Genomic DNA, 24884 nt, shown 5'->3' with positions numbered 1-24884 from the left:
CCGATTACTGATGACGATCAGTGTACGGCAGCAGAGACAGGTAGCGAGCGCGTTTGATAGCGCGAGCCAGCTGACGCTGATATTTTGCACGAGTACCGGTGATACGGCTTGGGACAATCTTACCGCTTTCGGTGATGTAGTTTTTCAGCGTTGCGATATCTTTATAGTCGATCTCTTGAACGCCTTCCGCGGTGAAACGGCAGAACTTGCGACGACGGAAATAACGTGCCATATGGCTAGTCTCCAGAATCTATCAAATCAATCTGCTCGGCATGCAGAACCATTTTGCTCAGGCCGTTCTTTGCCTTGTGGCAAGAAATGAACCCCTGAACGATTACTGCGCTACCGACCGTTAAACTGTGAGTAATGGCCTGGTTTTCGTGTCCGCTAATAATTACGGGCATTTGGCACCACGCCTGCCGGTGAAACCCGGCTTCCTCTTGCACAGAACGATGCTCAAGCACGAACTGGCAATGCGGAATTCCTGATGGGCTGACCTTTCGAAGGGGGGTCCTGCACACGGTGCCGGACAACACCAGACGGTTGGTCATCAGAAATTACTCTTCAGAATCCCCAGCATCAGAATCATCTGCGGTTTCGTTTGCGAAATCATCGCGACGCTCACGGCGCTCGTCTTTCGCTTTAACCATCGGAGATGCTTCGGTCACTGCGTGTTTGGTACGCATAACCATGCTGCGGATAACGGCATCGTTGAAGCGGAAGGTAGTTTCCAGCTCATCGATCACTTCCTGCGGAGCTTCAACGTTCATCAGAACGTAGTGTGCTTTGTGCAGTTTGTTGATCGGGTAAGCCAGCTGACGGCGGCCCCAGTCTTCCAGACGGTGGATCGTGCCTTCTGCACCAGTGATGGCAGCAGAGTAACGCTCGATCATGCCCGGAACCTGTTCGCTCTGGTCAGGGTGGACCATAAAAACGATTTCGTAATGACGCATCGAATTGCTCCTTACGGATTATTCAGCCTCCTGTCTGGGTCAGCCGAGGCCCGGGGAGGCAAGGAACGTGTTAAAGGTCGGCTGAAAAATTGACGCGTCATAATACTTGCGCCCCCCAGGAAACTCAAGCTGATTGCACAAATAATTCGCACAAAGGGTAAAGCTGTTCTAAGTGGGTGATTTAAAATCGCACTCATCAGAAGCGCTGTTTTTTTGAACAACACCATCAGAAATGGTCACCCATCGCAACCCGGGTAGCGATTACACTTTAATCAGAGACACTGAACAGAGAAGGAGAACATTACCCCGTATCACAGCACGCAGTCGTGGAGCGCATATCATGAAAAGAATCGCAATCGCCATTTTGGCTGCGCTTTTGCTCAGTGCAAACGCGATGGCAGCCATCAGAATAGACAGCCAACAGGCCAGAAACATGGATGATGTGCAGAGCTTAGGCGTTATATACATCAATCATAACTTCGCCACTGGAAGTGAAGCAGATCAGGCGCTTAATGAAGAAACCGATGCGCAGGGCGCAAAATACTATCACGTCATGCTGACACGCGAGCCCGGCAGCAACGGTAATATGCACGCCAGTGCAGATATTTACCAGTAACGCTTTATCGCTAGCACCAGGAAAGCCAACGAAAATCAAAGCCATATATAATTTGCCCCCTGCCCGGGGGCTTTTTTTATGAATGGCTCCGGAATACCACCGGTTACAACTGTTTCGGTATTCCAGAGCACTTATTCACTTCTGCCCGTAGTAAGCATTCGGGCCGTGCTTACGCATGAAATGCTTGTTCATCAGGTAATCATCAATGCCCTGAAGCTGTGGGTTAATGCCGCGCGCAATCCACGCCATTCGAGCCACCTCTTCCATCACCACCGCGTTATGCACGGCGTCATGCGCATCTTTACCCCAGGAGAACGGACCATGCTGGTACACCACAATACCCGGCGTATGCAGTGGTTCCGTCTCACCCAGCGTTTCGATAATGACCCTGCCGGTGTTAAGTTCGTACTCGCCTTCGACCTCAGCCTGCGTTAACGCTCGCGTGCAGGGAATATCGCCGAAGAAGTAATCTGCGTGCGTCGTACCCAAAGCAGGGATCGCCAGCCCGGCCTGTGCCCAGGCGGTGGCGTGCGTGGAATGGGTATGCACAACGCCACCCAGAGACGGGTAACGCTGGTACAGCGCCAGGTGGGTTGCCGTATCTGAAGAAGGGCGCCATTTGCCTTCAACGACGCGTCCTTCCAGGTCAACCACCACCATATCGTCCACTTTCATGGCGTCATAGGCCACGCCGCTCGGCTTAATCACCACCAGCCCCTGCTCGCGATCGATGGCGCTTACGTTGCCCCAGGTAAACGTCACCAGTCCATAGCGCGGGAGATCCATATTGGCTTCAAAGACCTGCTGTTTCAGCTTAAGCATGTTCCGCCTCCAGCAGCCCTGCCCGCGCCATGCGCTCGCGCACCCAGTCCCGGGCTTTCGCCACTTCTGCCACCGGGTCGTCCGCGGTTTCGCTCCACATCTCAATCAGGTAAGGCCCGCAATAACCTGTCTGTTTGAGCGTCTGGAAGCACCGTTCGAAATCCACCACCCCGGTGCCGAACGGTACGTTTTTAAACACGCCAGGACGGGTATCTTTAACGTGCACCGCCACGATATGCCCGATGCCCGCCTGAAGCTCCATCTGTACGTCGTTATCCCATGCCGACAGGTTGCCGATATCCGGATAAAGCTGGAACCAGGGGTTGTTCAGATAGTGCGCATAGCCCAGCGCCTTGCTGATGGAGTTCATCAACGGATAATCCATGATCTCCATCGCCAGCGTCACCTGCGCACGGCTTGCCATCTCAACGCTCTCTTTCAGGCCCTCCCGGAAACGACGGCGCGTTTCATCGTTGGCTTCCTGATAGTAAACATCGTAACCCGCCAGTTGGATCACGCGGATGCCAACATCCTGTGCAAAGCGAATGGCTTTACGCATGATCTCCAGCCCTTCGGCGCGTACGGCATCATCTTCGCTGCCAAGCGGAAAACGACGATGAGCGCTCAGGCACATGGATGGCACGCGCACGCCGGTTTCGGCAATGGCGCTCACCAGCGCCAGACGCTGCTCGCAGCGCCAGTCCAGGCGAGAAAGACGCTCGTCCGTCTCATCCACCGACATTTCGACAAAATCGAAACCCAGCTGCTTCGCCAGCTGTAACCGCTCCAGCCAGCACTCCCCCGCAGGGAGTGCCTTTTCATAGATGCCAAGCGGGACCTGTTTTGACAACATACCCGCTCCTTAACCCCAAAGCTGAGCGATTGAGCGTTTGAACTGACGCGCCGCTTCCACCGGAGACGCAGCATCACGAATGCTACGACCGGCAATAAAGACGTGAATCGGGATACCCTGGAACAGCGGCAAATCCTCCAGCGCCAGGCCACCGGTGACGGTCACTTTGAAGCCCATATCGGCCAGACGTTTGATCGCGCTGATATCGGCTTCGCCCCACGCCACGCCTGCGGCCTGCGCATCACGGCTACGGTGATAAACCACCTGCTGGATACCCGCTTCGCGCCACTCCTGCGCCTGCTCCCAGGTCCAGAAACCAGTCAGTTCAATCTGCACGTCGCCGTTGAACTCTTTCGCCACGTCCAGCGCGCCTTTCGCGGTGTTAATATCCGCACAGCAGATCACGGTGACCCAGTCGGCGTTGGCTTCAAAGCACATGCGAGAGAGGATTTTGCCCGCGTCGGCGATTTTGGCATCCGCCAGCACGATTTTATGCGGATATAGCGCCTTCAGGTCACGAACCGCACGAACACCTTCGCCCACGCACAGAATGGTACCGACTTCGATGATGTCCACTTCTTCCGCAATCAGACGGGTGGTTTCGTAAGCATGAGACAGAGTCTGGTTATCCAGCGCGACCTGCAACATTGGTAATGACATTTTCAATTCCTCTTAAACGGCCGCCGCAGTGGCGTTATCAATTAAATCCAGCACGTCCTGCGCGGTACAACAGGCGCGTAAACGGTCAAAATTAGCTTCATCATCAAACAGATTGACGATCTGCATGATCCCCACCTCCTGGTGGGTGTTGGCATCGACAGCCGCCATGGTGATCAAAATGTCGACCGGGTCGTTATCTTCGTGGTTGAACACCAGTGGTTTTTTCAACGTCACCAGCGCAAAACCGGTTTTCTTGACGCCCTCTTCGGGACGGCCATGCGGCATTGCCAGCCCCGGCGCAATCACAAAATAGGGGCCGTGCTGCGCCACGCCATCCAGGATGGCCTGGTAATAACGCGGCTCGACAACGTCCGCCTTAACCAGCAGGTCCACGCTCAGCTTCACCGCTTCCTGCCAGGTGCTGGCTTCGGCCTGTAAAAGGATGGAGTTATTCTCTGCCAGCGAATCACGTAGTTTCATGTGGCATCCTTACTTCACGTCTTGTGGGAAGTGTTCTTTGATCACTTCCAGCAGCTTTGGCCCGAAATCCGCAGGCGACAGCATGTTGCGTACGCCTACCACGTATTTGTTGCCCGACACGCTAATCTCGCCGGCAATGTGCGTTGAGGCGATGATGATGTCCGCGCCGTTCAGTTCACTTTTGTATTCACCCACTGCGCAGCTGTTCACCGTGTGGTCAATGTTTGACTGGGTTAAAAACTGGTCCACTTTCATCTTCATGATCATGGAGCTACCTTGCCCATTGCCACACACAGCCAGGATACGTACGGTCATAATCGAAACTCCTTAATGAGCAGACACTTCTGCTGTTTGTTTTTCTGCATCTTCTTCAGCCCGCAGCGAACGGCCAGCGAAGAACATATAAGCCAGGGCAATCAGGATGATGACGGCCATAAAGACCAGCCCGACGGACGCAAAGCCCTGCATCATCGGCGGCGCCAGAATTGACCAGTCCGCCATGCCCATCCAGGCGCTCATGCCGGTGAGCTTGACCGCCCACACGCACCCGAAAATTTCAACCATGCCCATCACCAGGCAGATCTTGAGCGCTGCGCGCCATCCGCCGAAGTGGTTAGCAAACACGCCGATAGTGGCGTTGGAGAAGAACATCGGGATAAAGCCAGGAATAATCAGGATTGAGGAGCCACAGCCCACCAGGATGCCGACCGCAATCAGCTGGCCGATGGTGCCCCACATAAAGCCCCAGACGACGGCGTTTGGCGCAAAGCTATAGATAGCCGCACAGTCAATCGCCAGCACCGCGCCAGGGATCAGGCGCTGGGAGATGCCGTTAAACGCTTCCGACAGTTCGGCGACGAACATACGCACGCCCTGGGTGATGATGAAAATAGCAACAGCGAAGGAGAAACCGGTTTGCAGGATATAGACCGTCCAGTGGGTTTTACCCGCCATCGCCTGCACCACGTCAATGCCAAAGGAGAGCAGGATGGCACCGAAGAAGATGGTCATCACAATTGCCGTGGAGACAATGTTGTCGTGGAAGATATTCAGCCAGCCTGGCAATTTGAGATCTTCAACACTCTCCTCTTTTTTGCCCAGGTACGGCGCAACTTTGTAAGCAATCCAGGAGGCGAACTGCTGCTGGTGACCGATGGAGAAACCGCAGCCGTCCGTAACGTCCTGCGTTGGCTTATACATCATGTTGGAGGTGATGCCCCAGTAAAGCGAGACCAGTATTGCCGTGCAGATGACGGTGGTCCACATTGGGTAGCCGAAGATATAGAGAGAAACCGCAATCAGCCCCGCCTGCTGGAACATGATGTGCCCGGTGAGCATGATGGTGCGAATACCGGTGATGCGGCGCAGGAGCACGTAAATGATGTTCAGCGCCAGCGCGAGCAGTACCGCATACCCAACCCAGCTGTACGCATCTCCCATGCGATCGATGGTGGCCATCATGGACGCGTAAGTGTCAGAGATGGCGCCGTTAATGCCGTACACCTCTGACATTTTGGCAACAACCGGCTTAAACGTGCTGGTCAGAATGCCAGACCCCGCCTGCAACAGCATAAAACCAATGATGGTTTTGATGGTGCCTTTGATAATCACGCTGACGCTTTTGCGCAGCAGGATGTACCCCAGGCACGTCACTATACCCAGCAACAGCGGGGCGTTGGTCATTACCTGATTAAAGAAAACGGTAAAGACGTTGTAGAGGATCTCCATAACTCTCTCCAGAAAATGAGAACACGAGGGGCAATCCCTGTGTGGTTGGTGTCATCACTCTATTAATCACAAATAATCACCACAAGATTGCATTTGATTATTTGTGACGGATCACGCAATTTATTTCCATGGTGTTAGTAATGATTTTCACTACCAATCTAATTCAATAAATAAATTCTTAAATTTCAACATATTAATCATTTATAGCGGTTATCTTAACAACGTCATGATGTTTTTTCTGTGATGTGGCGAGGGGAATTTTCCGCAAATCAACCATTGCAAATCGATTCAAACAGTGCCAGCATTAATCACAAGAAGTCACAGAATGATTACTTTTGATTAAAACCAGGAGTCAAACGATGAGTAAAGTGAAAACCATCACCCGTGAATCATGGATTCTGAGTACCTTTCCGGAGTGGGGTAGCTGGCTGAACGAAGAGATCGAGCAGGAACAGGTTGCTCCTGGCACATTTGCGATGTGGTGGCTGGGCTGCACCGGGATCTGGCTGAAATCAGAAGGCGGCGCCAACATTTGTGTTGATTTCTGGTGCGGCACCGGCAAACAGAGCCACGGCAATCCACTGATGAAAAAAGGCCACCAGATGCAGCGTATGGCCGGCGTTGAAAAGCTCCAGCCGAACCTGCGCACCACGCCTTTTGTGCTTGATCCTTTTGCCATTCGTCAGATCGACGCCGTACTCTCTACCCACGATCACAACGATCATATCGACGTGAACGTGGCGGCAGCGGTAATGCAAAACTGCGCGGACGACGTACCGTTTATCGGGCCGCAGACCTGCGTGGATTTGTGGATTGGCTGGGGCGTGCCAAAAGAGCGCTGCATCGTGATGAAGCCAGGCGACGTGGTGAAAATCAAAGACATTGAAATTCACGCGCTGGATGCCTTTGACCGCACCGCGCTGATCACCCTGCCTGCCGACCAGAAAGCCTCAGGCATACTGCCAGACGGGATGGACGAGCGCGCGGTGAACTATCTGTTCAAAACGCCTGGCGGTTCCCTGTATCACAGCGGTGACTCCCACTACTCCAACTACTACGCGAAGCACGGTAACGAGCACCAGATTGACGTGGCGCTTGGCTCTTACGGTGAAAACCCGCGCGGGATCACCGACAAAATGACCAGCGCGGACATGCTGCGTATGGCCGAAGCGCTGAACACCAAAGTGGTGATCCCGTTCCACCACGATATCTGGTCAAACTTCCAGGCCGATCCGCAAGAGATCCGCGTCCTGTGGGAGATGAAAAAAGACCGCCTCAAGTATGGCTTCAAGCCGTTCATCTGGCAGGTTGGCGGCAAGTTCACCTGGCCGCTGGATAAAGACAATCTTGAGTACCACTACCCGCGTGGGTTCGATGATTGCTTTACGATTGAACCCGATCTGCCGTTCAAATCCTTCCTCTGATTCTAAGACCCAATCGCCAGACCTTGCGTCTGGCGATGTCATATTTATCTTAGTAATTTCACGCTATTTCAAATATCATCTTTTCAAATCAATTCTTATCGGAATAGCTCATGACGGAAGCGCAACGGCATCAAATTTTACTGGAACTCCTGGCGCAAACAGGGTTTATCACCGTCGAGAAAGTGATCGAATGTTTAGGGATCTCCCCCGCTACCGCGCGGCGGGACATTAACAAGCTGGATGAGAGCGGCAAGCTGAAAAAAGTCCGCAACGGCGCAGAGGCCATCAGCCAGCAGCGTCCACGCTGGACGCCGATGAACATCCACCAGGCGCAGAATCACGATGAAAAGGTGCGGATTGCCAGAGCGGCATCACAGCTGGTAAATCCTGGAGAAAGCGTGGTGATCAACTGCGGTTCGACGGCGTTTCTGCTGGGCCGCGAGATGTGCGGCAAGCCGGTGCAAATCATCACCAACTATTTGCCGCTGGCCAACTATCTCATTGACCAGGAACATGAAAGCGTGGTGATCATGGGCGGCCAGTATAACAAGAGCCAGTCCATCACCCTGAGCCCGCAGGACAGTGAAAACAGCCTCTACGCCGGGCACTGGATGTTTACCAGCGGCAAAGGTCTGACGGCGGATGGCCTGTATAAAACCGATATGCTCACCGCAATGGCAGAACAGAACATGCTTAACGTAGTGGGCAAACTGGTGGTGCTGGTCGACAGCAGCAAGGTCGGTGAACGCGCCGGCATGCTTTTCAGCCGCGCCGAGCAAATCAGCATGGTGATCACCGGCAAAAACGCCAACCCCGAGATCCTCAGCAAGCTGGAGGATCAGGGTGTCACAGTGCTGCGCGTTTAAAGGTGCTGACGGAAGAATTCCACGGTTGACTCCAGCGCGGCCGGGGTAATACGGTGCCGGACACCTGCTCCCCACAGGCAGGTCAGATTGCTGTCCAGCCCTTCACGCTGTAGCGCCTGTTGCAGGCGGAACGTTTCACCGGGCGGTACGACGTCATCGGCGTCCCCATGCCACAGCAGCAGCGGACGATCGGCCAACTGCGAAAGCGCATGGCTTACGTCCCATTCAGACAACAGGGCCTCAATCTCCTGAGGGGCCTGCGGCGGGAACAGCGTCTTTGCCAGTGATGTAAAGTAGCCCGATCCCATCAGGCAAGCCACGGACGTCACCTCCGGATGCCTGGCCGTGACCCCCAGCGCCGTCATTCCGCCCATTGATGCGCCTGCGACCGCCAGCCGTTTTCCCTCCACCAGCCCGGCCTGCAAGAGCGCGTCACGCAGCCCGGCGAACTCGGTCAGATTGCCGTGCAGCGTTTGCCAGAACAGCCCCAGCCGCGCCTGCTCATCGCCCGTAAAGCGTGCCCCATGATTTGGCGCATCAGGCATGACCACCCGGAAACCGGCCTGCGCCAGCGCGACGGCAAAATAGCTGTAGACCAGCTTCGAGGAGAGAAAGCCATGATAGAAAACTACCGTCGGCAGCGGCTGTTCACCTTTACCAGCCGGAAAAGCATGGATGATTTCATGCTCACTCAGCTGGCGAGTTTCAATTTCAATCATTGTCGATCCTGTGCTGATGAATGATTCATAATGTTGAGAGCTGGATTACGGTTTCACGATATTTTCATTCGAAATCTACGTCCCAGATAACACTTCGGGAACATTCCCCCAAAACTAAATTCGCAGACAACTACACTATGGCTATCAGGAAAAGAGACAGGTTTATGCGCAGGCTTACGGCTTTATTGCTGGTCTCACTGCTCAGCGGATGTTCCATATTGCAGGGTACGCCAGAACCGGCGCCGCCGGTTACCAATCATCCTCAGGAAATTCGTCGTAATCAGACGGAAGGATTACAACGCCTGGGTACCGTATCCGCGATGGTTCGTGGTTCCCCGGATGATGCAGAAGACGCAATTGAAGCACAGGCAGTTGCCGCAAAAGCAGATTATTACGTCATCACGATGATTGATGAAACCATTATTACGGGACAGTGGTACGCCCAGGGAATTTTGTACCGTAAGTAAGCATCATCATTTGAACGACTTTTACACTGCTTTGCGTCCGTAGACATTTTCCTGTCCACAATAAACTCCATGCCAGCAACAATGGAAATGAGTTTATTCGCGAAGGATTGCCCGGCGGATACCGGAGACACGTGAAAAGGAGCTGACGATGAAACGAACCCTTGCTTTAACGACGCTATTGCTTTCAGCGGGCCTGCTGAGCACCACAGCGCAGTCGGCCGAATTTGCCAGCGCGGATTGCGTCACGGGCCTGAACGAGATTGGTCAGATCTCCGTCAATAATATCACGGGAAGTCCGCAAGACGTTGAACGTGTCGTCGCCCTGAAGGCCGATGAACAGGGCGCATCCTGGTATCGCATCGTCCAGATGCAGGAAGATAACCATGTTAATCACTGGCGCGTGCAGGCCATTCTTTATGCATAATCCCTTCCGATAAAAGCCACTTAATTTTAGTGGCTTTTCAATTTTGCAAATTTTTTACCTCTCCCGAAACTTAATAAAAACAAACATGTAACATTCAGTTACATTAAACAGATAAACGTTCTCTTCGCTCTGCCGTTGAACAGCCATCACTTTTCAATAATGAGCAATTTATGATCACCTTTTTCCGCCGGGCAGGTCTGGGCACGAAGCTATCGCTGCTAACAGGTGCAAGTGTCGCCACGCTTTTTTTGCTGTTCACTTTTCTGTTGAGCCACAACGCCAGCCAGCAGCTTGAAGATCTTGCGGTTGAAGACCTGCACAACCAGTCCACCGGCATGGTGGATATGGTTGAGATGTTCAACACCAGCCTGAGCGAAGAGGTTGAAAGCTATACCCGTCTGTTCACGACCTTTTTGCCACAGCCGCTGAACAGCGACAGCAGCCAGAGCCGGACCATAAACGGGCTTACCGTTCCTCTGCTGAAAGGCGGCGAAACGGAGTTGCATGAAAACAATACGCTTTCTGATGACTTCCTGAGCCGAACGGGCGCCATCTCGACGCTGTTTGTCCGCAGCGGTAACGATTTTATCCGCGTGGCCACGTCGCTGCGCAAAGAGAATGGCGACCGCGCCATCGGAACCGTTCTTGATACCACCAGCCCGGCATTTGCGGCTGTCACCAAAGGGGAGGTCTATCGTGGCCTCGCGCTTCTGTTCGGCAAGCGCTATATCACGCAGTACCAGCCTGTTAAAAATGCGGAAGGCCAGGTTATCGGGATTATCTTTGTCGGCGTGGACATCACCCATTCGTGGAACGTCATGCGCGAGAAAATCCTTAACCGTCGTCTGGGCGAGAGCGGCCACTTCTTTGTACTGGATCGCAGCAGCGGCAAAACGCGCGGACAGTATCTGTTCCATGCCAGCGAAGAGGGCAAACTGCCCAACTGGGACACGGCGACACAGCAGCAGCTTCTGAGTGATAAAGCCGGCACGCTGGAGCGCGTGAGCGCAGATGGCCGTACGCTCAAAGTTGCCTACACGCCGCTGCCGGGCTGGAACTGGACCATCGTGGGTGAAGTGGATAAAGCCGTACTGCTTTCAAGCGTCACCACGCTGCGCGATCGCTTCCTGATGGCGGGCGTGGTGCTATCCGCGCTCTTCGCGGGCCTGTTCGTTATCCTCATTCGACGGATGCTAACCCGCCCACTACGCGCAGTGATCGCGCTTGCCCGGCAGTATGCCGCAGGCGATCTGCGCGCCAGCCTGCCGGTAACCCGCCAGGATGAGGTCGGCCAGCTGATTGATGCCATCAACGGGATCGGGGGCGGCCTGCAAAAAATTGTGTTGCAGGTCCGCGAGGCCGCAAGCGAAATCCATCTGGGAACTAACGCGCTGGCTTCAGACACCGGCGAGATCTCTGAACAGATCAACAAACAGGCCAGCAGCGTTGAGGAGACCTCCGCCAGCATGGAGCAATTAGCCGCCACCGTGCAGCAAAATGCCGCCAACATGGAGCAAACGCAGCAGCTGGTGGGTGAAACCTCACGCGCGGTGCATCAGGGTGGAGAGACGGTGACCCACGCAGTTTCCACCATGGATGATATTCGTGATGCATCGAAACGCATTGAAGACATTACCCGCGTGATTGAGTCCATCGCTTTCCAGACCAATATCCTGGCGCTCAATGCGGCGGTTGAAGCGGCGCGGGCGGGCGAGCACGGGAAAGGTTTCGCAGTGGTGGCGCAAGAGGTGCGCGCCCTGGCCGCACGCAGTGCCAACGCGGTAAAAGAGATTGAACAGCTGATTGGCGACACGCTGAACAAGGTGAGCGAAGGCCATGCGCTGTCTGAGCAGACGCGTCTGGCGATGGATGCCATCATTGTTCATATCGATAACATCAGCCAGCTTGTCACCGAGATCAACCACGCCTCCCGCGAGCAGTCTGCGGGGATTGGTCAGGTGAATCTGGCGATGACGCACATCGGTGAGGCATCGCATATCAATGCCGATCGCATCTCACGCAGCGAGCAGACGGCACAGACGCTGCGCGAGAAGGGTTCACATCTCACCCGGCTGGTGAGCCTGTTCCATCTGAAAGCTTAACCGACCCGGCCCGTGGCGCGCAGCAGCAGGTCGGTTTGCACCTGTTCGCTCATCAGCGTGCCGCCTCGGGTATCCAGCATCATGCGGCACCACGCCTGCGCCACGGGCGGCGATGCGTGCCGCAGCATCTGGCTTCCGGCCCCGAGTAAAAAGAGCTGCCGCGCGATCTCCCTGCCCTGCGCTTCCTGCGGTTTACGCAGCTTCTGCTGTAGCTGCCGCCAGCTGCGATCGAAGTGCCTGTCCTGACCTTTGACCTGCACGAAATCATCGGCGAGCAGGTCGAGAATGCCCGACTGCTTCGCCAGCACGCGCAGTACATCCAGGCACATAATATTGCCAGAGCCTTCCCAGATGCTGTTGACGGGCATTTCACGGTACAACCGCGGAAGTTCACTCTCTTCGCAATAGCCTGCACCGCCCAGCACCTCCATTGCCTCTGCCACAAACGGTATGCCCGCTTTGCAGACGCTGTATTTTGCCGCCGGAGTGAAAAGCCGCGCCCATGCGGCCTCCTGCGGGTCGGTGCGGTTGTCCCACGCCCGGGCGAGTCGGAACAGCAGTGCCGTGTGTCCCTCCAGCACCAGCGCCATACGGCTTAGCACGTCGCGCATTAACGGCTGGTCGATCAGATTTTTGCCGAAGGTCTGCCGCTGATGGGCATGATAAAGCGCCACCGAGAGCGCACGGCGCATCAATCCGTGGCTGCCAAGCGCACAGTCAAAGCGCGTCAGCCCGCCCATCTTCAGAATTTGCCGGACACCTTCACCCTCTTCGCCCAGCAGCCAGCCGTAAGCATCAAGGAACTCAGCCTCACTGCTGGCATTTGAACGGTTACCGAGCTTGTCCTTCAGACGCTCAAGGCGCACGGCATTACGTTGCCCGTCGGGTAAAAAACGCGGAACAAAAAAGCAGGAAAGCCCGCCCTTCGCCTGCGCCAGCACCAGATGCGCATCGCTCTGCGGCACGGAGAAAAACCATTTGTGCCCCACCAGCCGGTAACTGCCATCACTGCATTTCTCTGCTTTGGTGGTATTACTGAGTACGTCCGAACCGCCCTGCTTTTCCGTCATCCCCATACCGATCAGCAGGCCGCGCTTTTGCGCCCCCGGCGCGAGATGGGGATCGTAGCGATCGCTCATCAGCGGCGTTAACCAGTTGTCAAACGGTTTGGGCAGCGACTGTAGCAACAGCGGCGTGGCGGCGAAGGTCATGGTCACCGGGCATAGCGTTCCCGCCTCCACCTGAGCATGCAGCACAAAACGCGCGGCCCGGGCGACGAACGATCCTTTCCGCGCCTCCTCCTCCCACGCCAGGTTGTGCACCCGGTTGGCGCAAAGCCCCTGCATCAGAAGATGCCATGCCGGATGAAAGCGGACGTCATCCAGCCTCGCTCCCGTGGCGTCATAACGCAGCAGCTCCGGCGGATTAACGTTCGCCAGCCTGCCCAGCTCCAGCGACTCCGCCGTACCCAACTGCTGTCCGATGCTGGCAAGAAGATCCACATCCCACTCAGCCCCTTCGCGCGCTACCGCATCGCGCAGGGCGCAATCAGAGAGAAAAAGGTTGCTGTTCGATAGCGGTGCAGGTTGATTAAAAACGGTATGTGTCTGCCAGTGCATGCTGTCTCCCTCCTTTCATTGGCAATAAAGGTAAGTATGGACAGAGGGCATGCACGCTGCATGGGAGGGGGGTCACACGATGACGATCGTGTTGATATCATTCGTGAAATAGCTCACAGAACATAAGAATAAACTATTTCATTACTTCACTAATGCTGAATAATTTATTCTTACCCCGTTTTTGTGAGGATCGTTATGCAACAGGATGCGCACAAGCGTGCATTAATTGCAGGCTCCATCGGTAATTTCATCGAGTGGTATGAATTTGCGGTCTACGGTTTTCTGGCAACGGTGATTGCCAGAAACTTCTTCCAGCTTGAGGGGGAAGCGGAGCTCACCAGCCTGATCCTCACCTGGGCCTCGTTCGCCATCGCTTTCTTCTTCCGTCCGCTGGGTGCAGTGGTCTTTGGCCGCATTGGCGACAGGATTGGCCGCAAACCGACGCTGATTATAGTGCTGGTATTGATGACGCTCGCCACCGCTGCCATCGGTATTGTGCCGGTCTACGCCAGTATCGGGATTGCCGCGCCGCTGATCGTTACGCTCCTGCGTATTCTGCAAGGACTGTTCGCGGGCGGTGAGTATGGCGGTGCGGTCTCATTGATGACGGAGTTCGCCCCGCGCGGCAAGCGCGGTCTTTACGGGGCATGGCAGTCCTTTACCGTGGCGCTCGGGCTGTTAGCGGGCGCAGGCATTGTCGCGTTGCTCTCTGCCCTTCTCTCCCCTGAAGCCTTGCACGACTGGGGCTGGCGCATTCCGTTCTTCCTGGCGTTGCCGATGGGTGCGGTCGCGCTATGGCTGCGGGTGAGCATGGAAGAGACGCCGAGCTTTGTACAGCAACGGGAAAAACCGGTTGTTACTCAGGCCAGCACCGCCGCCACGTTCAAAACCATCCTGATGGGCATTGGCCGCGTGATGGTCTGGTCTGCGGCGGGTTATACCTATCTGGTGATTATGCCGACCTATCTGCAATCTGCGCTGCACACCGGTTTTAACCAGGCGTTACTGATTGCGGTGATTTCTAACATTGGGTTTGCGCTCACGATCATTCCGTCGGGCATGCTGAGCGACAGGATCGGGCGGCGCACGGTGATGATTATCGCCACCGTGCTCCTGCTGATCCTCGCCCTGCCGCTGCTGAAAATTTTGCAGGCGGAATCCAGTACGCTGGCAGTCAAAGCGATTGTGGTGCTGATTGCGGGGGGTCTGGTTGGGATGCTGGCAGGGCCGGGGCCGGCAATGCTGTCTGAGATGTTCCCGACGCGCGTGCGTTATACCGGGCTGGGGCTGGCCTATTCTCTGTCGAATGCGATCTTCTCGGGCTGTGCGGGGCTGATCATTACCGGGCTGATTAAAGAGACGGGCAATCTGGATATTCCGGCGTACTACGTGATGGCAACGGCGGTGGTGAGTATTTTCGCGCTGATGACGCTGAGAAAGGATGACCATTTACGGTCGTTAGAGGAGTGAGATTGTTGCCCGGTGGCGCTACGCTTACCGGGCCTACGGTACCATGCTTTTGTAGGCCGGGTAAGGCGAAGCCGCCACCCGGCACAACAGGCTACCCGCGCTGACGCACCGCTTCAAACAGGCAGATACCCGTCGCAACAGAAACGTTCAGGGACGATACGCTGCCCGCCATTGGGATGCTGATCAGCTCATCGCAGTGCTCGCGCGTCAGACGACGCATACCTTCGCCTTCCGCTCCCATCACCAGCGCCATACGGCCGGTCATTTTGCTCTGGTACAGGGTGTGATCCGCTTCACCAGCTGTTCCTACGATCCAGATATTTTCTTCCTGCAACAGACGCATGGTGCGCGCCAGGTTAGTCACGCGGATCAACGGGACGTTTTCCGCCGCGCCGCAGGCGACTTTTTTAGCGGTAGCGTTAAGCTGCGCGGAGCGATCTTTTGGCACAATCACCGCATGCACGCCTGCTGCATCGGCGCTACGCAGGCACGCGCCCAGGTTATGTGGGTCGGTTACGCCATCGAGGATCAGGAAGAACGGGTTCTCCAGCCCGGCGATCAGATCCGGCAGATCGTTCTCCTGATACTGACGGCCTGGCTTCACGCGCGCGATAATGCCTTGGTGTACAGCACCTTCGCTTTTTTCATCCAGATACTGGCGGTTCGCCAGCTGGATCACTACGCCCTGCGCTTCCAGCGCGTGGATCAGCGGCATCAGACGTTTGTCTTCACGCCCTTTCAGAATAAAAACTTCCTGAAAACGCTCCGGCGCGCGCTCCAGCAGGGCCTGCACCGCGTGGATGCCGTAAATCATTTCACTCATTGATGGTTCTCGTAATAAATATTTTCCCTCTCCCTGTCAGGGAGAGGGTAAGGGTGAGGGGAAATTACTCCGCCTGCTGTTTCTTCGCCGCGCGCTTCGCTTTGGTCGCGGCCGCTATTTTTTGGGTCTTGGTCGACGGTTTTTTCGCTTTACGAGCGTCTTTTTTCGCCGCCTTGGGCTTCTGTTTCTTCTCGCCACGGAAAGCACTGTCTGGCTCAAAGTTTACTCTTTTACCTGCCTGACGTCGCTTACCGCCCGCTTTACCGTTACCGCCTTTTTTCGCTTTCTCACGCTCGGTTTTCCCGACGTTACGCGGAGCACGCTCGCTGGAGATGAGGCTGAAATCGATTTTACGGTCGTCCATATTCACGGCTTCAACCTTCACTTCCACCCGATCGCCCAGACGGTAGGTCTGACCACCGGATTCGCCGATCAGACGTTGTCCGACCTGGTCGAAGCGGTAGTAATCGTTATCGAGGCTGGAAACGTGCACCAGACCGTCGATAAACAGCTCATCCAGACGCACGAAGAAGCCAAAGCCGGTGACGCTGGCAATCACGCCTTTAAAGACGTTACCCACCTGATCCAGCATAAAGTCACACTTCAGCCAGTCCGCCACGTCGCGCGTCGCTTCATCCGCACGACGCTCGGTCATGGAACAATGCTGGCCCAGTTGCAGCATCTCTTCCATGGAGTAGTGATACCCTCCGGTTTCGGTCGTGTTGCCTTTATGACCCTGCTCGTGCGCCAGCAGATACTTGATCGCACGGTGCAGGGACAGATCCGGATAACGGCGGATCGGCGAGGTAAAGTGCGCGTACGACTGTAACGCCAGACCAAAGTGGCCCCGGTTTTCAGGATCGTAAATCGCCTGCTTCATGGAGCGCAGCAGCATGGTTTGCAGCATTTCCGCGTCAGGACGATCGCTGATGGATTCCAGCAGCTCGGCGTAATCGCGTGGCTCAGGCTTATTACCGCCAGGCAGCTCCAGGCCGAGTTCAGCCAGCACGGAGCGGAACGAGGTTACGGCCTCCGTGGTTGGCTTGTCGTGAATACGGAACAGCGCAGGCTCTTTGGCTTTCTCAACGAAACGTGCCGCCGAGATGTTCGCCAGGATCATACACTCTTCAATCAGCTTGTGCGCATCGTTACGCTGAGTCTGTTCGATACGCTCGATACGACGCTCAGCGTTAAAGATAAACTTCGCCTCTTCACTCTCAAACGAGATCCCACCGCGCTCTTCGCGCGCCTGATCCAGCGTTTTGTAGAGGTTGTGCAGCTCTTCGATGTGTTTGACCAGCGGCGCGTACTGTTCGCGAAGATCCTGATCGCCCTGCAACATATGCCAGACCTTGGTATAGGTCAGGCGCGCATGAGAACTCATCACCGCTTCGTAGAACTTATAGCCCGTCAGACGTCCCTTGCTGGAGATGGTCATTTCGCAGACCATACACAGGCGGTCCACCTGCGGGTTGAGGGAACACAGGCCGTTGGAGAGCACTTCTGGCAGCATCGGTACAACCTGCGACGGGAAGTAGACCGACGTACCGCGGCTGCGCGCTTCGTTATCCAGCGGCGTGTGCGGACGCACGTAATAGCTCACATCCGCGATAGCCACCCACAGACGCCAGCCGCCACCGCGTTTTTTCTCGCAATATACGGCATCATCGAAGTCACGGGCGTCTTCACCATCAATGGTGACCAGCGGCAGATCGCGCAGATCCACGCGGCCTGCTTTGGACTCTTCCGGCACTTCTTCACGCAGGTTTTCAATCTGATCTTCAACCGCTTTCGGCCAGACATACGGAATTTCATGGGTACGCAGCGCCATATCGACGGCCATGCCGGTGCCCATGTTATCGCCCAGCACTTCGACGATTTTACCCACCGCTTTGGTGCGACGGGTTGGGCGCTGGGTGAGTTCCACCACCACCACAAAGCCCATGCGTGCGCCCATCACCTCTTCAGGCGGGATGAGAATGTCGAAGCTCAGACGGCTGTCATCCGGCACCACAAAGCCTACGCCCGCATCGGTAAAGTAACGGCCCACAATCTGGCTGGTTTTCGGCACCAGCACGCGGACCACGCGCGCTTCGCGGCGGCCTTTACGGTCTGCACCCAGCGGCTGCGCCAGGATCTGGTCGCCGTGAATACACATCTTCATCTGTTCGGATGAGAGGTACAGGTCGTCTTTACGGCCTTCCACGCGCAGGAAGCCGAAGCCATCGCGATGACCAATAACGGTGCCTTTCAGCAGGTCGAGGCGTTCTGGCAGCGCGTAGCACTGGCGACGAGTAAAGACAAGTTGCCCGTCACGTTCCATGGCGCGCAGGCGGCGGCGAAGGGCTTCAATTTGCTCTTCACCTTCAATGTTCAGTTCAACGGCAAGTTCTTCACGATTGGCGGGTTTTTCGCGTTTTGTTAAGTGTTCAATGATGAACTCGCGGCTGGGGATAGGATTCGCGTATTTTTCGGCTTCGCGTTCCTGGAAAGGATCTTGTGACATGTCGGTTCCTCCGTTGTCAGCTCCGGTGGAAATTTTCTTCATTCCACCAGCAATAATTTATAAAGCGGTTGATTCTCTTCAACCAAATCGGCCAGCGTGTAGTTATCCAGTTCCTTGAGAAAACTTTGCACGGCCTTTGAAAGCGCCTGTTTCAGGCGGCAAGCGGGCGTAATGTGGCAGAACGCGCTGCTACAGTTCACCAGAGAGAGCGGCTCCAGTTCACGTACCACATCGCCAATACGGATACTCTGCGCCGGTTTACCGAGACGGATCCCTCCATTCTTCCCGCGGACGGCAGCAACGTATCCGGCACGACTAAGTTGATTGATTATTTTGACCATATGATTACGGGACACACCGTACACCTCTGTGACTTCAGAGATGCTGGTCATCTTCCCATCGGGTAACGACGCCATGTAAATCAGCGCGCGTAAGCCGTAATCGGTGAAACTTGTTAACTGCACATCAACCTCAGGAAAAAGGGAAAACGCGGTCAAACCGCAGAGATATTCATTAATGATGATAAACCAGCCAGATAGTTAGCGGCTAATTTATTTGACAGACGGGGCGAAAAAGCGGAGATCCAGGAGCGGTCGCCGGATGGCGCTGCGCTTATCCGGCCTACGGGTTTCCCCGCAGGCCAGCAGTCACGAAGATTATGCGTCGAACGGGTCGCGCAGGATCATCGTTTCAGTACGATCCGGGCCGGTAGAAATAATATCGATCGGCACTTCGGTCAGTTCTTCAATGCGCTTGATGTAGTCCAGCGCGGCTTTTGGCAGGCCACTACGCTCTTTCACACCAAATGTGGTCTCAGACCAGCCCGGCATAGTTTCGTAGATTGGCTCAATGCCTTCCCAGTCGTCAGCAGCCAGCGGAGTGGTGGTCACCTCGCGGCCATCAGGCATACGGTAGCCTACGCAGATTTTTACTTCTTTCAGGCCGTCCAGTACGTCCAGCTTAGTCAGGCAGAAGCCAGACAGGGAGTTGATCTGCACTGCGCGACGTACGGCAACGGCGTCCAGCCAGCCGGTACGACGACGACGACCGGTGGTCGCGCCAAACTCGTTACCCTGCTTGCAGAGGAACTCGCCGGTCTCATCAAACAGTTCGGTCGGGAATGGACCTGCACCCACGCGAGTGGAGTACGCTTTGATGATGCCCAGAACGTAATCGACATAACGCGGGCCCAGACCGGAGCCGGTTGCCACGCCACCCGCGGTGGTGTTAGAGGACGTTACGTACGGATAGGTACCGTGGTCGATGTCCAGCAGCGTACCCTGCGCACCTTCAAACATGACGAAATCGCCACGCTTGCGCGCCTGGTCCAGCAGATCGGACACATCAACAACCATACCGGTCAGAATATCAGCAATCGCCATGACGTCATCCAGCACTTTCTGGTAGTCAACGGCTTCGGCTTTGTAGAAGTTCACCAACTGGAAGTTGTGATATTCCATCACTTCTTTCAGTTTTTCAGCGAAGGTCGCTTTGTCGAAGAGGTCACCCACGCGCAGACCGCGACGAGCCACTTTATCTTCGTAAGCCGGGCCGATACCACGACCGGTGGTGCCGATCGCTTTCGCGCCACGCGCTTTTTCACGCGCCACGTCCAGCGCCACATGATAATCCAGGATCAGCGGGCAGGCTTCGGAGAGCAGCAGACGCTCACGAACAGGGATACCACGGTCTTCCAGACCTTTCATCTCTTTCATCAGCGCAGCGGGAGACAGCACAACGCCGTTACCGATGATGCTGGTGACGTTTTCGCGAAGAATGCCTGATGGAATAAGATGGAGGACGGTTTTTTCACCGTTGATTACGAGAGTATGGCCCGCGTTGTGACCGCCCTGGTAGCGTACAACATATTTGGCCCGTTCAGTCAGAAGATCAACAATCTTCCCTTTACCTTCGTCACCCCATTGGGTGCCCAGTACGACGACGTTGTTACCCATTTTTTCAAAATCACCGTTTGCTTAAAAATGGATTCTACCATCGCTTTTTCAGATATACAGCACTTTTTGACCCTAAAATATGCCAATTGCGGTTAGTTTTTGATCAGCCAATCGTTTTCCTCAACATGTAGTAGATAACGATACCGGCAACCACAAGACCACCGCCAAAACGACGCAAAATATTGTCCGGGAGTTGGCTCATTGTCGCGATCATCCGGCGCCATGCGCGTGGATAGAGCATCGGGCCGAGGCCTTCCAGCACCAAAACCAGGGCCAGTGCGAGCCAGATCGTGGAGTTCATTTTTCATCCTTATAAAAGAAAACCACCGCTCCGTGAAGAGCGGTGGTTTGAATACTCAAACGAGCCTGAGTTTATCGCGTTGCGTTGGTCGGCGTCTTCATATAACGGAAGAAATCGCTGTCCGGGCTGAGCACCATCACATCCTGGTTGCTCTTGAAGCTATTCTCGTAAGCGCGAAGGCTACGGATGAAGGCGTAGAAGTCTGGATCCTGGCTGAATGCATCAGCAAACAGTTTAGCCGCTTCGGCATCACCTTCACCGCGCAGGATACGACCCTGGCGCTCAGATTCCGCCAGCGTCTTGGTGACTTCATAGTCCGCTGCCGCGCGCAGTTTTTCCGCTTCTTCCTGACCCTGTGAACGGTGACGACGGGCTACCGCTTCACGCTCGGCGCGCATACGGTTGTAGATCGCCTCGGACACTTCCGCTGGCAGGTTGATCTGCTTGATGCGCACATCAACCACTTCGATGCCCAGCGCCGCCATACTGTTCGGGTTGATCACCGGCACTTTACCGTTGGTTTCAGCCTGAACACGTTCAGCCGCTTTGGCAATCGCATCGTCTGCCGCCGGGGTTTCAACTTCATCCTCGGTGCCCGCAGAGCCGGAGTTCAGCGCATCACGCACTTCCAGCGTAAGACGACCACGGGAGTCGGTCACAATGTCTTTCACATCCAGACGACCAATTTCAGAACGCAGACGGTCAGAGAACTTACGTTTCAGCAGCACTTCTGCCTGAGAAACGTCGCCCCCCCCGGTTGCCAGGAAGTAGCGGCTGAAATCGCTGATGCGCCATTTGATATAGGAATCAACGATCAGGTCTTTCTTCTCTTTGGTCACGAAACGATCGGCCTGGTTATCCATGGTCTGGATACGCGCATCGAGCGTTTTCACTGACTGAATGAACGGGATCTTAAAGTGCAGACCCGGCTCATAAATCACCGGACGCTTGTCGCCATCACGCACGACGCTGCTGAACTGGAACTTGATCCCACGCTCGCCCTCTTTCACCACAAAGATGGAGGTGTAGAGCACGACCAGTACGATGATGATGATCGCAATAACTGACTTACGCATCCTTATTCCCCCTGACGCTGGTAGTCGTTACGCTGCGCGTTAGCACGGCGTTGGTCCATAATGTCACCATCGTTCGAAGAAGGCGTTGTGTTCGCGCTGGCGCTGCCAGACGAGGCCGGTGGCAGACGCAGCAGGTTGTTCGCACCGCTGTTGTCTTTTGCTGCCGGTGCAGAACCGCTTTTCAGCATCTGATCCAGCGGCAGGACCATCAGGTTTCCGCCTTTGTTGTCGTTAACCAGCACTTTACGCGTATGGCTCAGCACTTTTTCCATGGTCTCGATATAGAGACGCTCACGGGTAATTTCCGGCGCGGCTTTATATTCCGGCAGGATCTTCGCAAAGCGAGCCACTTCACCCTGTGCTTCCAGGATGGTCTGGGTCTTATACGCACGCGCTTCTTCCAGAATACGCTGCGCCTGACCGTTTGCACGCGGCTGAACTTCGTTGGTGTACGCTTCCGCTTCACGGATGTACTGCTGTTCGTTTTCACGCGCGGCAATCGCATCGTCAAACGCGGCTTTCACCTCTTCCGGCGGACGTGCAGCCTGGAAGTTGACGTCCAGCAGGGTGATACCCATGTTGTACGGACGGATGGTCTCTTCCAGCTCACGCTGGGTATCGCTACGAATAACGGTACGACCTTCGGTCAGGATACGGTCCATGGTGTATTTGCCGATCACGCCACGCAGGGCACTGTCGGTCGCCTGACGCAGGCTGTCATCGGCGCTGGTCACGCTAAACAGATAACGTTCCGGATCGGTCACGCGGTACTGTACGTTCATCTCAACGCGCACCACGTTCTCGTCAGAGGTCAACATCACGCCAGAGGCGGCCAGTTCACGGACGGACTCCACGTTAACCGCGGTCACGTCATCAATGAAGGTCGGCTTCCAGTTCAGGCCCGGTTCAACCAGATGGCTGAACTTACCGAAACGGGTGACCACGCCGCGTTCTGCTTCTTTAATGGTGTAGAACCCGCTGGCTGCCCAGATGATTACCACCGCAGCGGCGACAATGCCCACCACGCGGCCACCCATTGGCGGGCGCGGACTCTGAGTGGAATTGCCACCCGAGCCAGAACCTTTTCCTCCGCCAAGGCCACCAAGCTTTTTGCTCAGTTTGCGGAAGATATCATCCAGATCCGGCGGCCCCTGCTCGCGACCACCTTTGTTGCCATTTCCCCCAGAGTTGCCGCCTTGATTATTGCTGCTTCCCCACGGGTCGCGGTCTTGTCCGTTATTACCGGGCTGATTCCACGCCATGTATATGCTCCATATTTGTTATGCAAGGGCGAATTTTTCAGGCTTCCCCTTTCTGATCAGACGATATAGTCCGCCAGCGCAGGTTCTTGTTTACAGAGGCGACGCCAGTCAACGATCGGCATACGCACCTGCATCCCCACGCTGCCGTCATCCTCCATCCACTCTTTTTCTATCGCCTGAAGCTGATAAAACCGGCTGCGCAGCCTGCCTTCCTGTGGCGGCAGTCGCAGCGTGTGCTGAGCTACCTCACCGGAAAGACGTTCTGTCAAAGCCTGGAAAAGCAGTGGCACACCAATCCCGGCCTGAGCAGACAGCCAGACCCGAATCGGTTTGTTCTCTTCGTCTCGGTCGATACGCGGTTCGAAATCGTCCAGCATATCGATCTTGTTCATCACCAACAGGGTGGGAATTTCGTGGGCGTCGATCTCTTCGAGCACCACGTTCACCGCGTCGATGTTCTCCTGCACGCGTACGTCTGCCGCATCAATCACATGCAGCAGCAGGGTCGCCTGACGCGTCTCCTGCAACGTCGCTTTAAACGCCGCGACCAGATCGTGCGGCAGATGGCGGATAAACCCTACGGTATCCGCCAGCACCGTTTCACCCACGTCTGCGACGTCAATACGGCGCAGGGTTGGGTCCAGGGTCGCAAACAGCTGGTCTGCGGCATACACCTGGGCCTCGGTTATCTGGTTAAACAGGGTGGATTTACCGGCGTTGGTATAACCCACCAGCGACACCGTTGGGATATCGGCTTTCGTTCGCGCCCGACGCCCCTGTTCGCGCTGTTTCTCTACACGTTCCAGACGTGAAAGGATCTGGGTTATACGCCCACGCAGCAAACGGCGGTCGGTTTCGAGCTGGGTTTCACCCGGGCCGCGCAAACCAATCCCGCCTTTTTGTCTTTCAAGGTGTGTCCAGCCACGCACCAGACGCGTCGCCAGATGGCGCAACTGCGCCAGCTCAACCTGCAACTTACCCTCGTGGGTACGCGCACGCTGAGCAAAAATATCTAAGATCAACCCCGTGCGATCGATTACACGGCATTCGCAGAGAGCTTCCAGGTTACGTTCCTGAGCCGGAGACAGCGCATGATCAAACAGCACAACGGATGCGCCGGTTGCTTTTACGGCATCCGCAATTTCAACTGCTTTACCTTCACCAACAAAGTACTTCGGGTGCGGCGCTTTACGGCTACCGGTAATCACCTGCATTGCTTCGACACCGGCGGAAGAGACCAGAGATTCAAACTCCTGGAGGTCTTCCATATCTTTGTCTTGCGAAAAATAGATGTGTACCAGCACCGCCTGCTCACCGGCGTCATAACGGTCAAACAAGCGTAAACCTCTCTAAAAAGATCAGCGGGGAACGCAGGATCCCTGGCTCCCCGTGTGGATAACAGCCCAAAACCTTATTCGGTTTCTTCGCTGTCCTGCGCTGGTGTTGAAGAACCCTGCGCGTTGCTGCCGTGATGGTAGTTACTGCCAGTGCCGCCGCCAGCGTTATTGCTGTGATGAGATACCGGACGGGACGGAACAACAGTAGAAATCGCGTGCTTATAGACCATCTGGCTGACCGTGTTTTTCAACAGGATCACGAACTGATCGAAAGACTCAATCTGACCTTGCAGCTTAATACCATTCACCAAATAAATAGAAACTGGAACACGCTCCCGACGCAATGCGTTCAGGAACGGATCTTGTAAAGATTGCCCCTTAGCCATTCTATCTTTTCCTTATATGCTTGTTTTGTACTTAG

Annotated in this window: 27 protein-coding genes; 7 read left to right on the top strand and 20 right to left on the bottom strand. The window is 55.3% G+C overall.

Annotated elements, in window-relative coordinates; all coding sequences use genetic code 11:
* Positions 1-4: 4 nt before the first annotated feature.
* The 3 genes from rpsR to rpsF are packed head-to-tail and all read right to left on the bottom strand — an operon-like array spanning position 5 to position 953.
* Entirely contained in the window at positions 5-232 is a 228-nt protein-coding gene (gene rpsR / locus ACJTMZ_RS11215) for a 30S ribosomal protein S18 (protein WP_000135199.1), read from the bottom strand.
* A gap of 4 nt (positions 233-236) precedes the next feature.
* Positions 237-551 (bottom strand): primosomal replication protein N, encoded by a 315-nt coding sequence (gene priB, locus ACJTMZ_RS11210; protein WP_003856035.1) that lies wholly within the window; start codon positions 549-551, stop codon positions 237-239.
* Positions 552-557: 6 nt separating this feature from the next.
* A complete protein-coding gene (gene rpsF / locus ACJTMZ_RS11205) occupies positions 558-953 on the bottom strand; it encodes a 30S ribosomal protein S6 (protein ID WP_003856034.1) in 396 nt (131 codons plus the stop codon).
* A 340-nt stretch (positions 954-1293) separates the two neighbouring features.
* On the opposite strand from rpsF, the gene yjfY reads away from it, so the two are divergent.
* Positions 1294-1569, top strand: coding sequence for a DUF1471 family protein YjfY (gene yjfY / locus ACJTMZ_RS11200; protein ID WP_137042078.1), 276 nt, complete (start codon positions 1294-1296; stop codon positions 1567-1569).
* 135 nt (positions 1570-1704) lie between these two features.
* Here the strand turns inward: yjfY and ACJTMZ_RS11195 are convergent, their stop codons facing one another.
* The 6 genes from ACJTMZ_RS11195 to ulaA are packed head-to-tail and all read right to left on the bottom strand — an operon-like array spanning position 1705 to position 6112.
* A complete protein-coding gene (locus ACJTMZ_RS11195) occupies positions 1705-2391 on the bottom strand; it encodes an L-ribulose-5-phosphate 4-epimerase (protein WP_047052614.1) in 687 nt (228 codons plus the stop codon).
* On the bottom strand, positions 2384-3244 hold the full coding sequence (locus tag ACJTMZ_RS11190; protein ID WP_252010772.1) for an L-ribulose-5-phosphate 3-epimerase: 861 nt from the start codon (positions 3242-3244) through the stop codon (positions 2384-2386). Before ACJTMZ_RS11190 ends, ACJTMZ_RS11195 begins: the two co-directional genes overlap by 8 nt.
* Before the next feature lie 9 nt (positions 3245-3253).
* Complete coding sequence (ulaD, locus tag ACJTMZ_RS11185; RefSeq protein WP_017694667.1) at positions 3254-3904, bottom strand: 3-keto-L-gulonate-6-phosphate decarboxylase UlaD; 651 nt, start codon at positions 3902-3904, stop codon at positions 3254-3256.
* A 12-nt stretch (positions 3905-3916) separates the two neighbouring features.
* Complete coding sequence (ulaC, locus tag ACJTMZ_RS11180) at positions 3917-4384, bottom strand: PTS ascorbate transporter subunit IIA (protein ID WP_252010771.1); 468 nt, start codon at positions 4382-4384, stop codon at positions 3917-3919.
* A 9-nt stretch (positions 4385-4393) separates the two neighbouring features.
* The gene (gene ulaB, locus ACJTMZ_RS11175; protein WP_003856022.1) at positions 4394-4699 is read right to left on the bottom strand and encodes a PTS ascorbate transporter subunit IIB; all 306 of its coding nucleotides are present in this window, start codon (positions 4697-4699) and stop codon (positions 4394-4396) included.
* A gap of 12 nt (positions 4700-4711) precedes the next feature.
* The gene (ulaA, locus tag ACJTMZ_RS11170; RefSeq protein WP_015572475.1) at positions 4712-6112 is read right to left on the bottom strand and encodes a PTS ascorbate transporter subunit IIC; all 1401 of its coding nucleotides are present in this window, start codon (positions 6110-6112) and stop codon (positions 4712-4714) included.
* Between the two features lie 359 nt (positions 6113-6471).
* Between ulaA and ulaG the strand changes: the two genes are divergently transcribed.
* Positions 6472-7536, top strand: coding sequence for an L-ascorbate 6-phosphate lactonase (gene ulaG, locus ACJTMZ_RS11165; protein WP_252010770.1), 1065 nt, complete (start codon positions 6472-6474; stop codon positions 7534-7536).
* 110 nt (positions 7537-7646) lie between these two features.
* Entirely contained in the window at positions 7647-8402 is a 756-nt protein-coding gene (ulaR, locus tag ACJTMZ_RS11160) for an HTH-type transcriptional regulator UlaR (protein ID WP_252010769.1), read from the top strand.
* Here ulaR and yjfP read toward each other — a convergent pair.
* Entirely contained in the window at positions 8399-9121 is a 723-nt protein-coding gene (yjfP, locus tag ACJTMZ_RS11155; RefSeq protein WP_252010768.1) for an esterase, read from the bottom strand. The two genes, ulaR and yjfP, sit on opposite strands and share 4 nt — an antisense overlap.
* Positions 9122-9258: 137 nt before the next feature.
* Between yjfP and bsmA the strand changes: the two genes are divergently transcribed.
* From bsmA to ACJTMZ_RS11140, 3 genes are all read left to right on the top strand, one after another.
* Positions 9259-9588, top strand: coding sequence for a biofilm peroxide resistance protein BsmA (gene bsmA, locus ACJTMZ_RS11150; RefSeq protein ID WP_193042253.1), 330 nt, complete (start codon positions 9259-9261; stop codon positions 9586-9588).
* Between the two features lie 148 nt (positions 9589-9736).
* The gene (gene yjfN / locus ACJTMZ_RS11145) at positions 9737-10012 is read left to right on the top strand and encodes a DUF1471 family protease activator YjfN (RefSeq protein ID WP_017694671.1); all 276 of its coding nucleotides are present in this window, start codon (positions 9737-9739) and stop codon (positions 10010-10012) included.
* Positions 10013-10182: 170 nt separating this feature from the next.
* Positions 10183-12114 carry a methyl-accepting chemotaxis protein gene (locus ACJTMZ_RS11140; RefSeq protein WP_198739505.1) on the top strand — a complete coding sequence of 644 codons (1932 nt, stop codon included), beginning with the start codon at positions 10183-10185 and terminating at the stop codon, positions 12112-12114.
* On the opposite strand, the gene ACJTMZ_RS11135 is transcribed toward ACJTMZ_RS11140, so the two are convergent.
* Complete coding sequence (locus ACJTMZ_RS11135) at positions 12111-13733, bottom strand: isovaleryl-CoA dehydrogenase (protein WP_032670721.1); 1623 nt, start codon at positions 13731-13733, stop codon at positions 12111-12113. The genes ACJTMZ_RS11140 and ACJTMZ_RS11135 overlap by 4 nt on opposite strands.
* A 195-nt stretch (positions 13734-13928) precedes the next feature.
* Between ACJTMZ_RS11135 and ACJTMZ_RS11130 the strand changes: the two genes are divergently transcribed.
* The gene (locus ACJTMZ_RS11130) at positions 13929-15203 is read left to right on the top strand and encodes an MFS transporter (protein ID WP_015572471.1); all 1275 of its coding nucleotides are present in this window, start codon (positions 13929-13931) and stop codon (positions 15201-15203) included.
* A 91-nt stretch (positions 15204-15294) separates the two neighbouring features.
* On the opposite strand, the gene rlmB is transcribed toward ACJTMZ_RS11130, so the two are convergent.
* From rlmB to hfq, 9 genes are all read right to left on the bottom strand, one after another.
* The gene (rlmB, locus tag ACJTMZ_RS11125; RefSeq protein WP_015572470.1) at positions 15295-16026 is read right to left on the bottom strand and encodes a 23S rRNA (guanosine(2251)-2'-O)-methyltransferase RlmB; all 732 of its coding nucleotides are present in this window, start codon (positions 16024-16026) and stop codon (positions 15295-15297) included.
* A 64-nt stretch (positions 16027-16090) separates the two neighbouring features.
* On the bottom strand, positions 16091-18532 hold the full coding sequence (gene rnr / locus ACJTMZ_RS11120; RefSeq protein ID WP_032104769.1) for a ribonuclease R: 2442 nt from the start codon (positions 18530-18532) through the stop codon (positions 16091-16093).
* Between the two features lie 38 nt (positions 18533-18570).
* The gene (gene nsrR / locus ACJTMZ_RS11115; protein WP_003855998.1) at positions 18571-18996 is read right to left on the bottom strand and encodes a nitric oxide-sensing transcriptional repressor NsrR; all 426 of its coding nucleotides are present in this window, start codon (positions 18994-18996) and stop codon (positions 18571-18573) included.
* Positions 18997-19188: 192 nt separating this feature from the next.
* Positions 19189-20487 carry an adenylosuccinate synthase gene (locus ACJTMZ_RS11110; RefSeq protein ID WP_003855997.1) on the bottom strand — a complete coding sequence of 433 codons (1299 nt, stop codon included), beginning with the start codon at positions 20485-20487 and terminating at the stop codon, positions 19189-19191.
* Between the two features lie 103 nt (positions 20488-20590).
* Complete coding sequence (locus ACJTMZ_RS11105; protein WP_003855996.1) at positions 20591-20788, bottom strand: DUF2065 domain-containing protein; 198 nt, start codon at positions 20786-20788, stop codon at positions 20591-20593.
* A 71-nt stretch (positions 20789-20859) separates the two neighbouring features.
* Positions 20860-21864: a protease modulator HflC gene (gene hflC / locus ACJTMZ_RS11100; protein ID WP_003855994.1), complete on the bottom strand. Its 1005-nt coding sequence runs from the start codon at positions 21862-21864 to the stop codon at positions 20860-20862.
* Between the two features lie 2 nt (positions 21865-21866).
* Positions 21867-23126 (bottom strand): FtsH protease activity modulator HflK, encoded by a 1260-nt coding sequence (gene hflK, locus ACJTMZ_RS11095; RefSeq protein WP_252010767.1) that lies wholly within the window; start codon positions 23124-23126, stop codon positions 21867-21869.
* A gap of 56 nt (positions 23127-23182) precedes the next feature.
* Positions 23183-24463, bottom strand: a complete 1281-nt coding sequence (gene hflX, locus ACJTMZ_RS11090; protein ID WP_003855991.1) for a ribosome rescue GTPase HflX — start codon at positions 24461-24463, stop codon at positions 23183-23185.
* Between the two features lie 74 nt (positions 24464-24537).
* A complete protein-coding gene (gene hfq, locus ACJTMZ_RS11085) occupies positions 24538-24849 on the bottom strand; it encodes an RNA chaperone Hfq (RefSeq protein ID WP_003855990.1) in 312 nt (103 codons plus the stop codon).
* Between the last annotated feature and the right edge of the window lie 35 nt (positions 24850-24884).

The organism is Enterobacter sp. DN (assembly GCF_046054285.1).
GTDB lineage: Bacteria > Pseudomonadota > Gammaproteobacteria > Enterobacterales > Enterobacteriaceae > Enterobacter > Enterobacter hormaechei_C.
The sequence above is the reverse complement of the archived record's forward strand: the minus strand, read 5'-3'. Positions and strand labels throughout refer to the sequence as shown.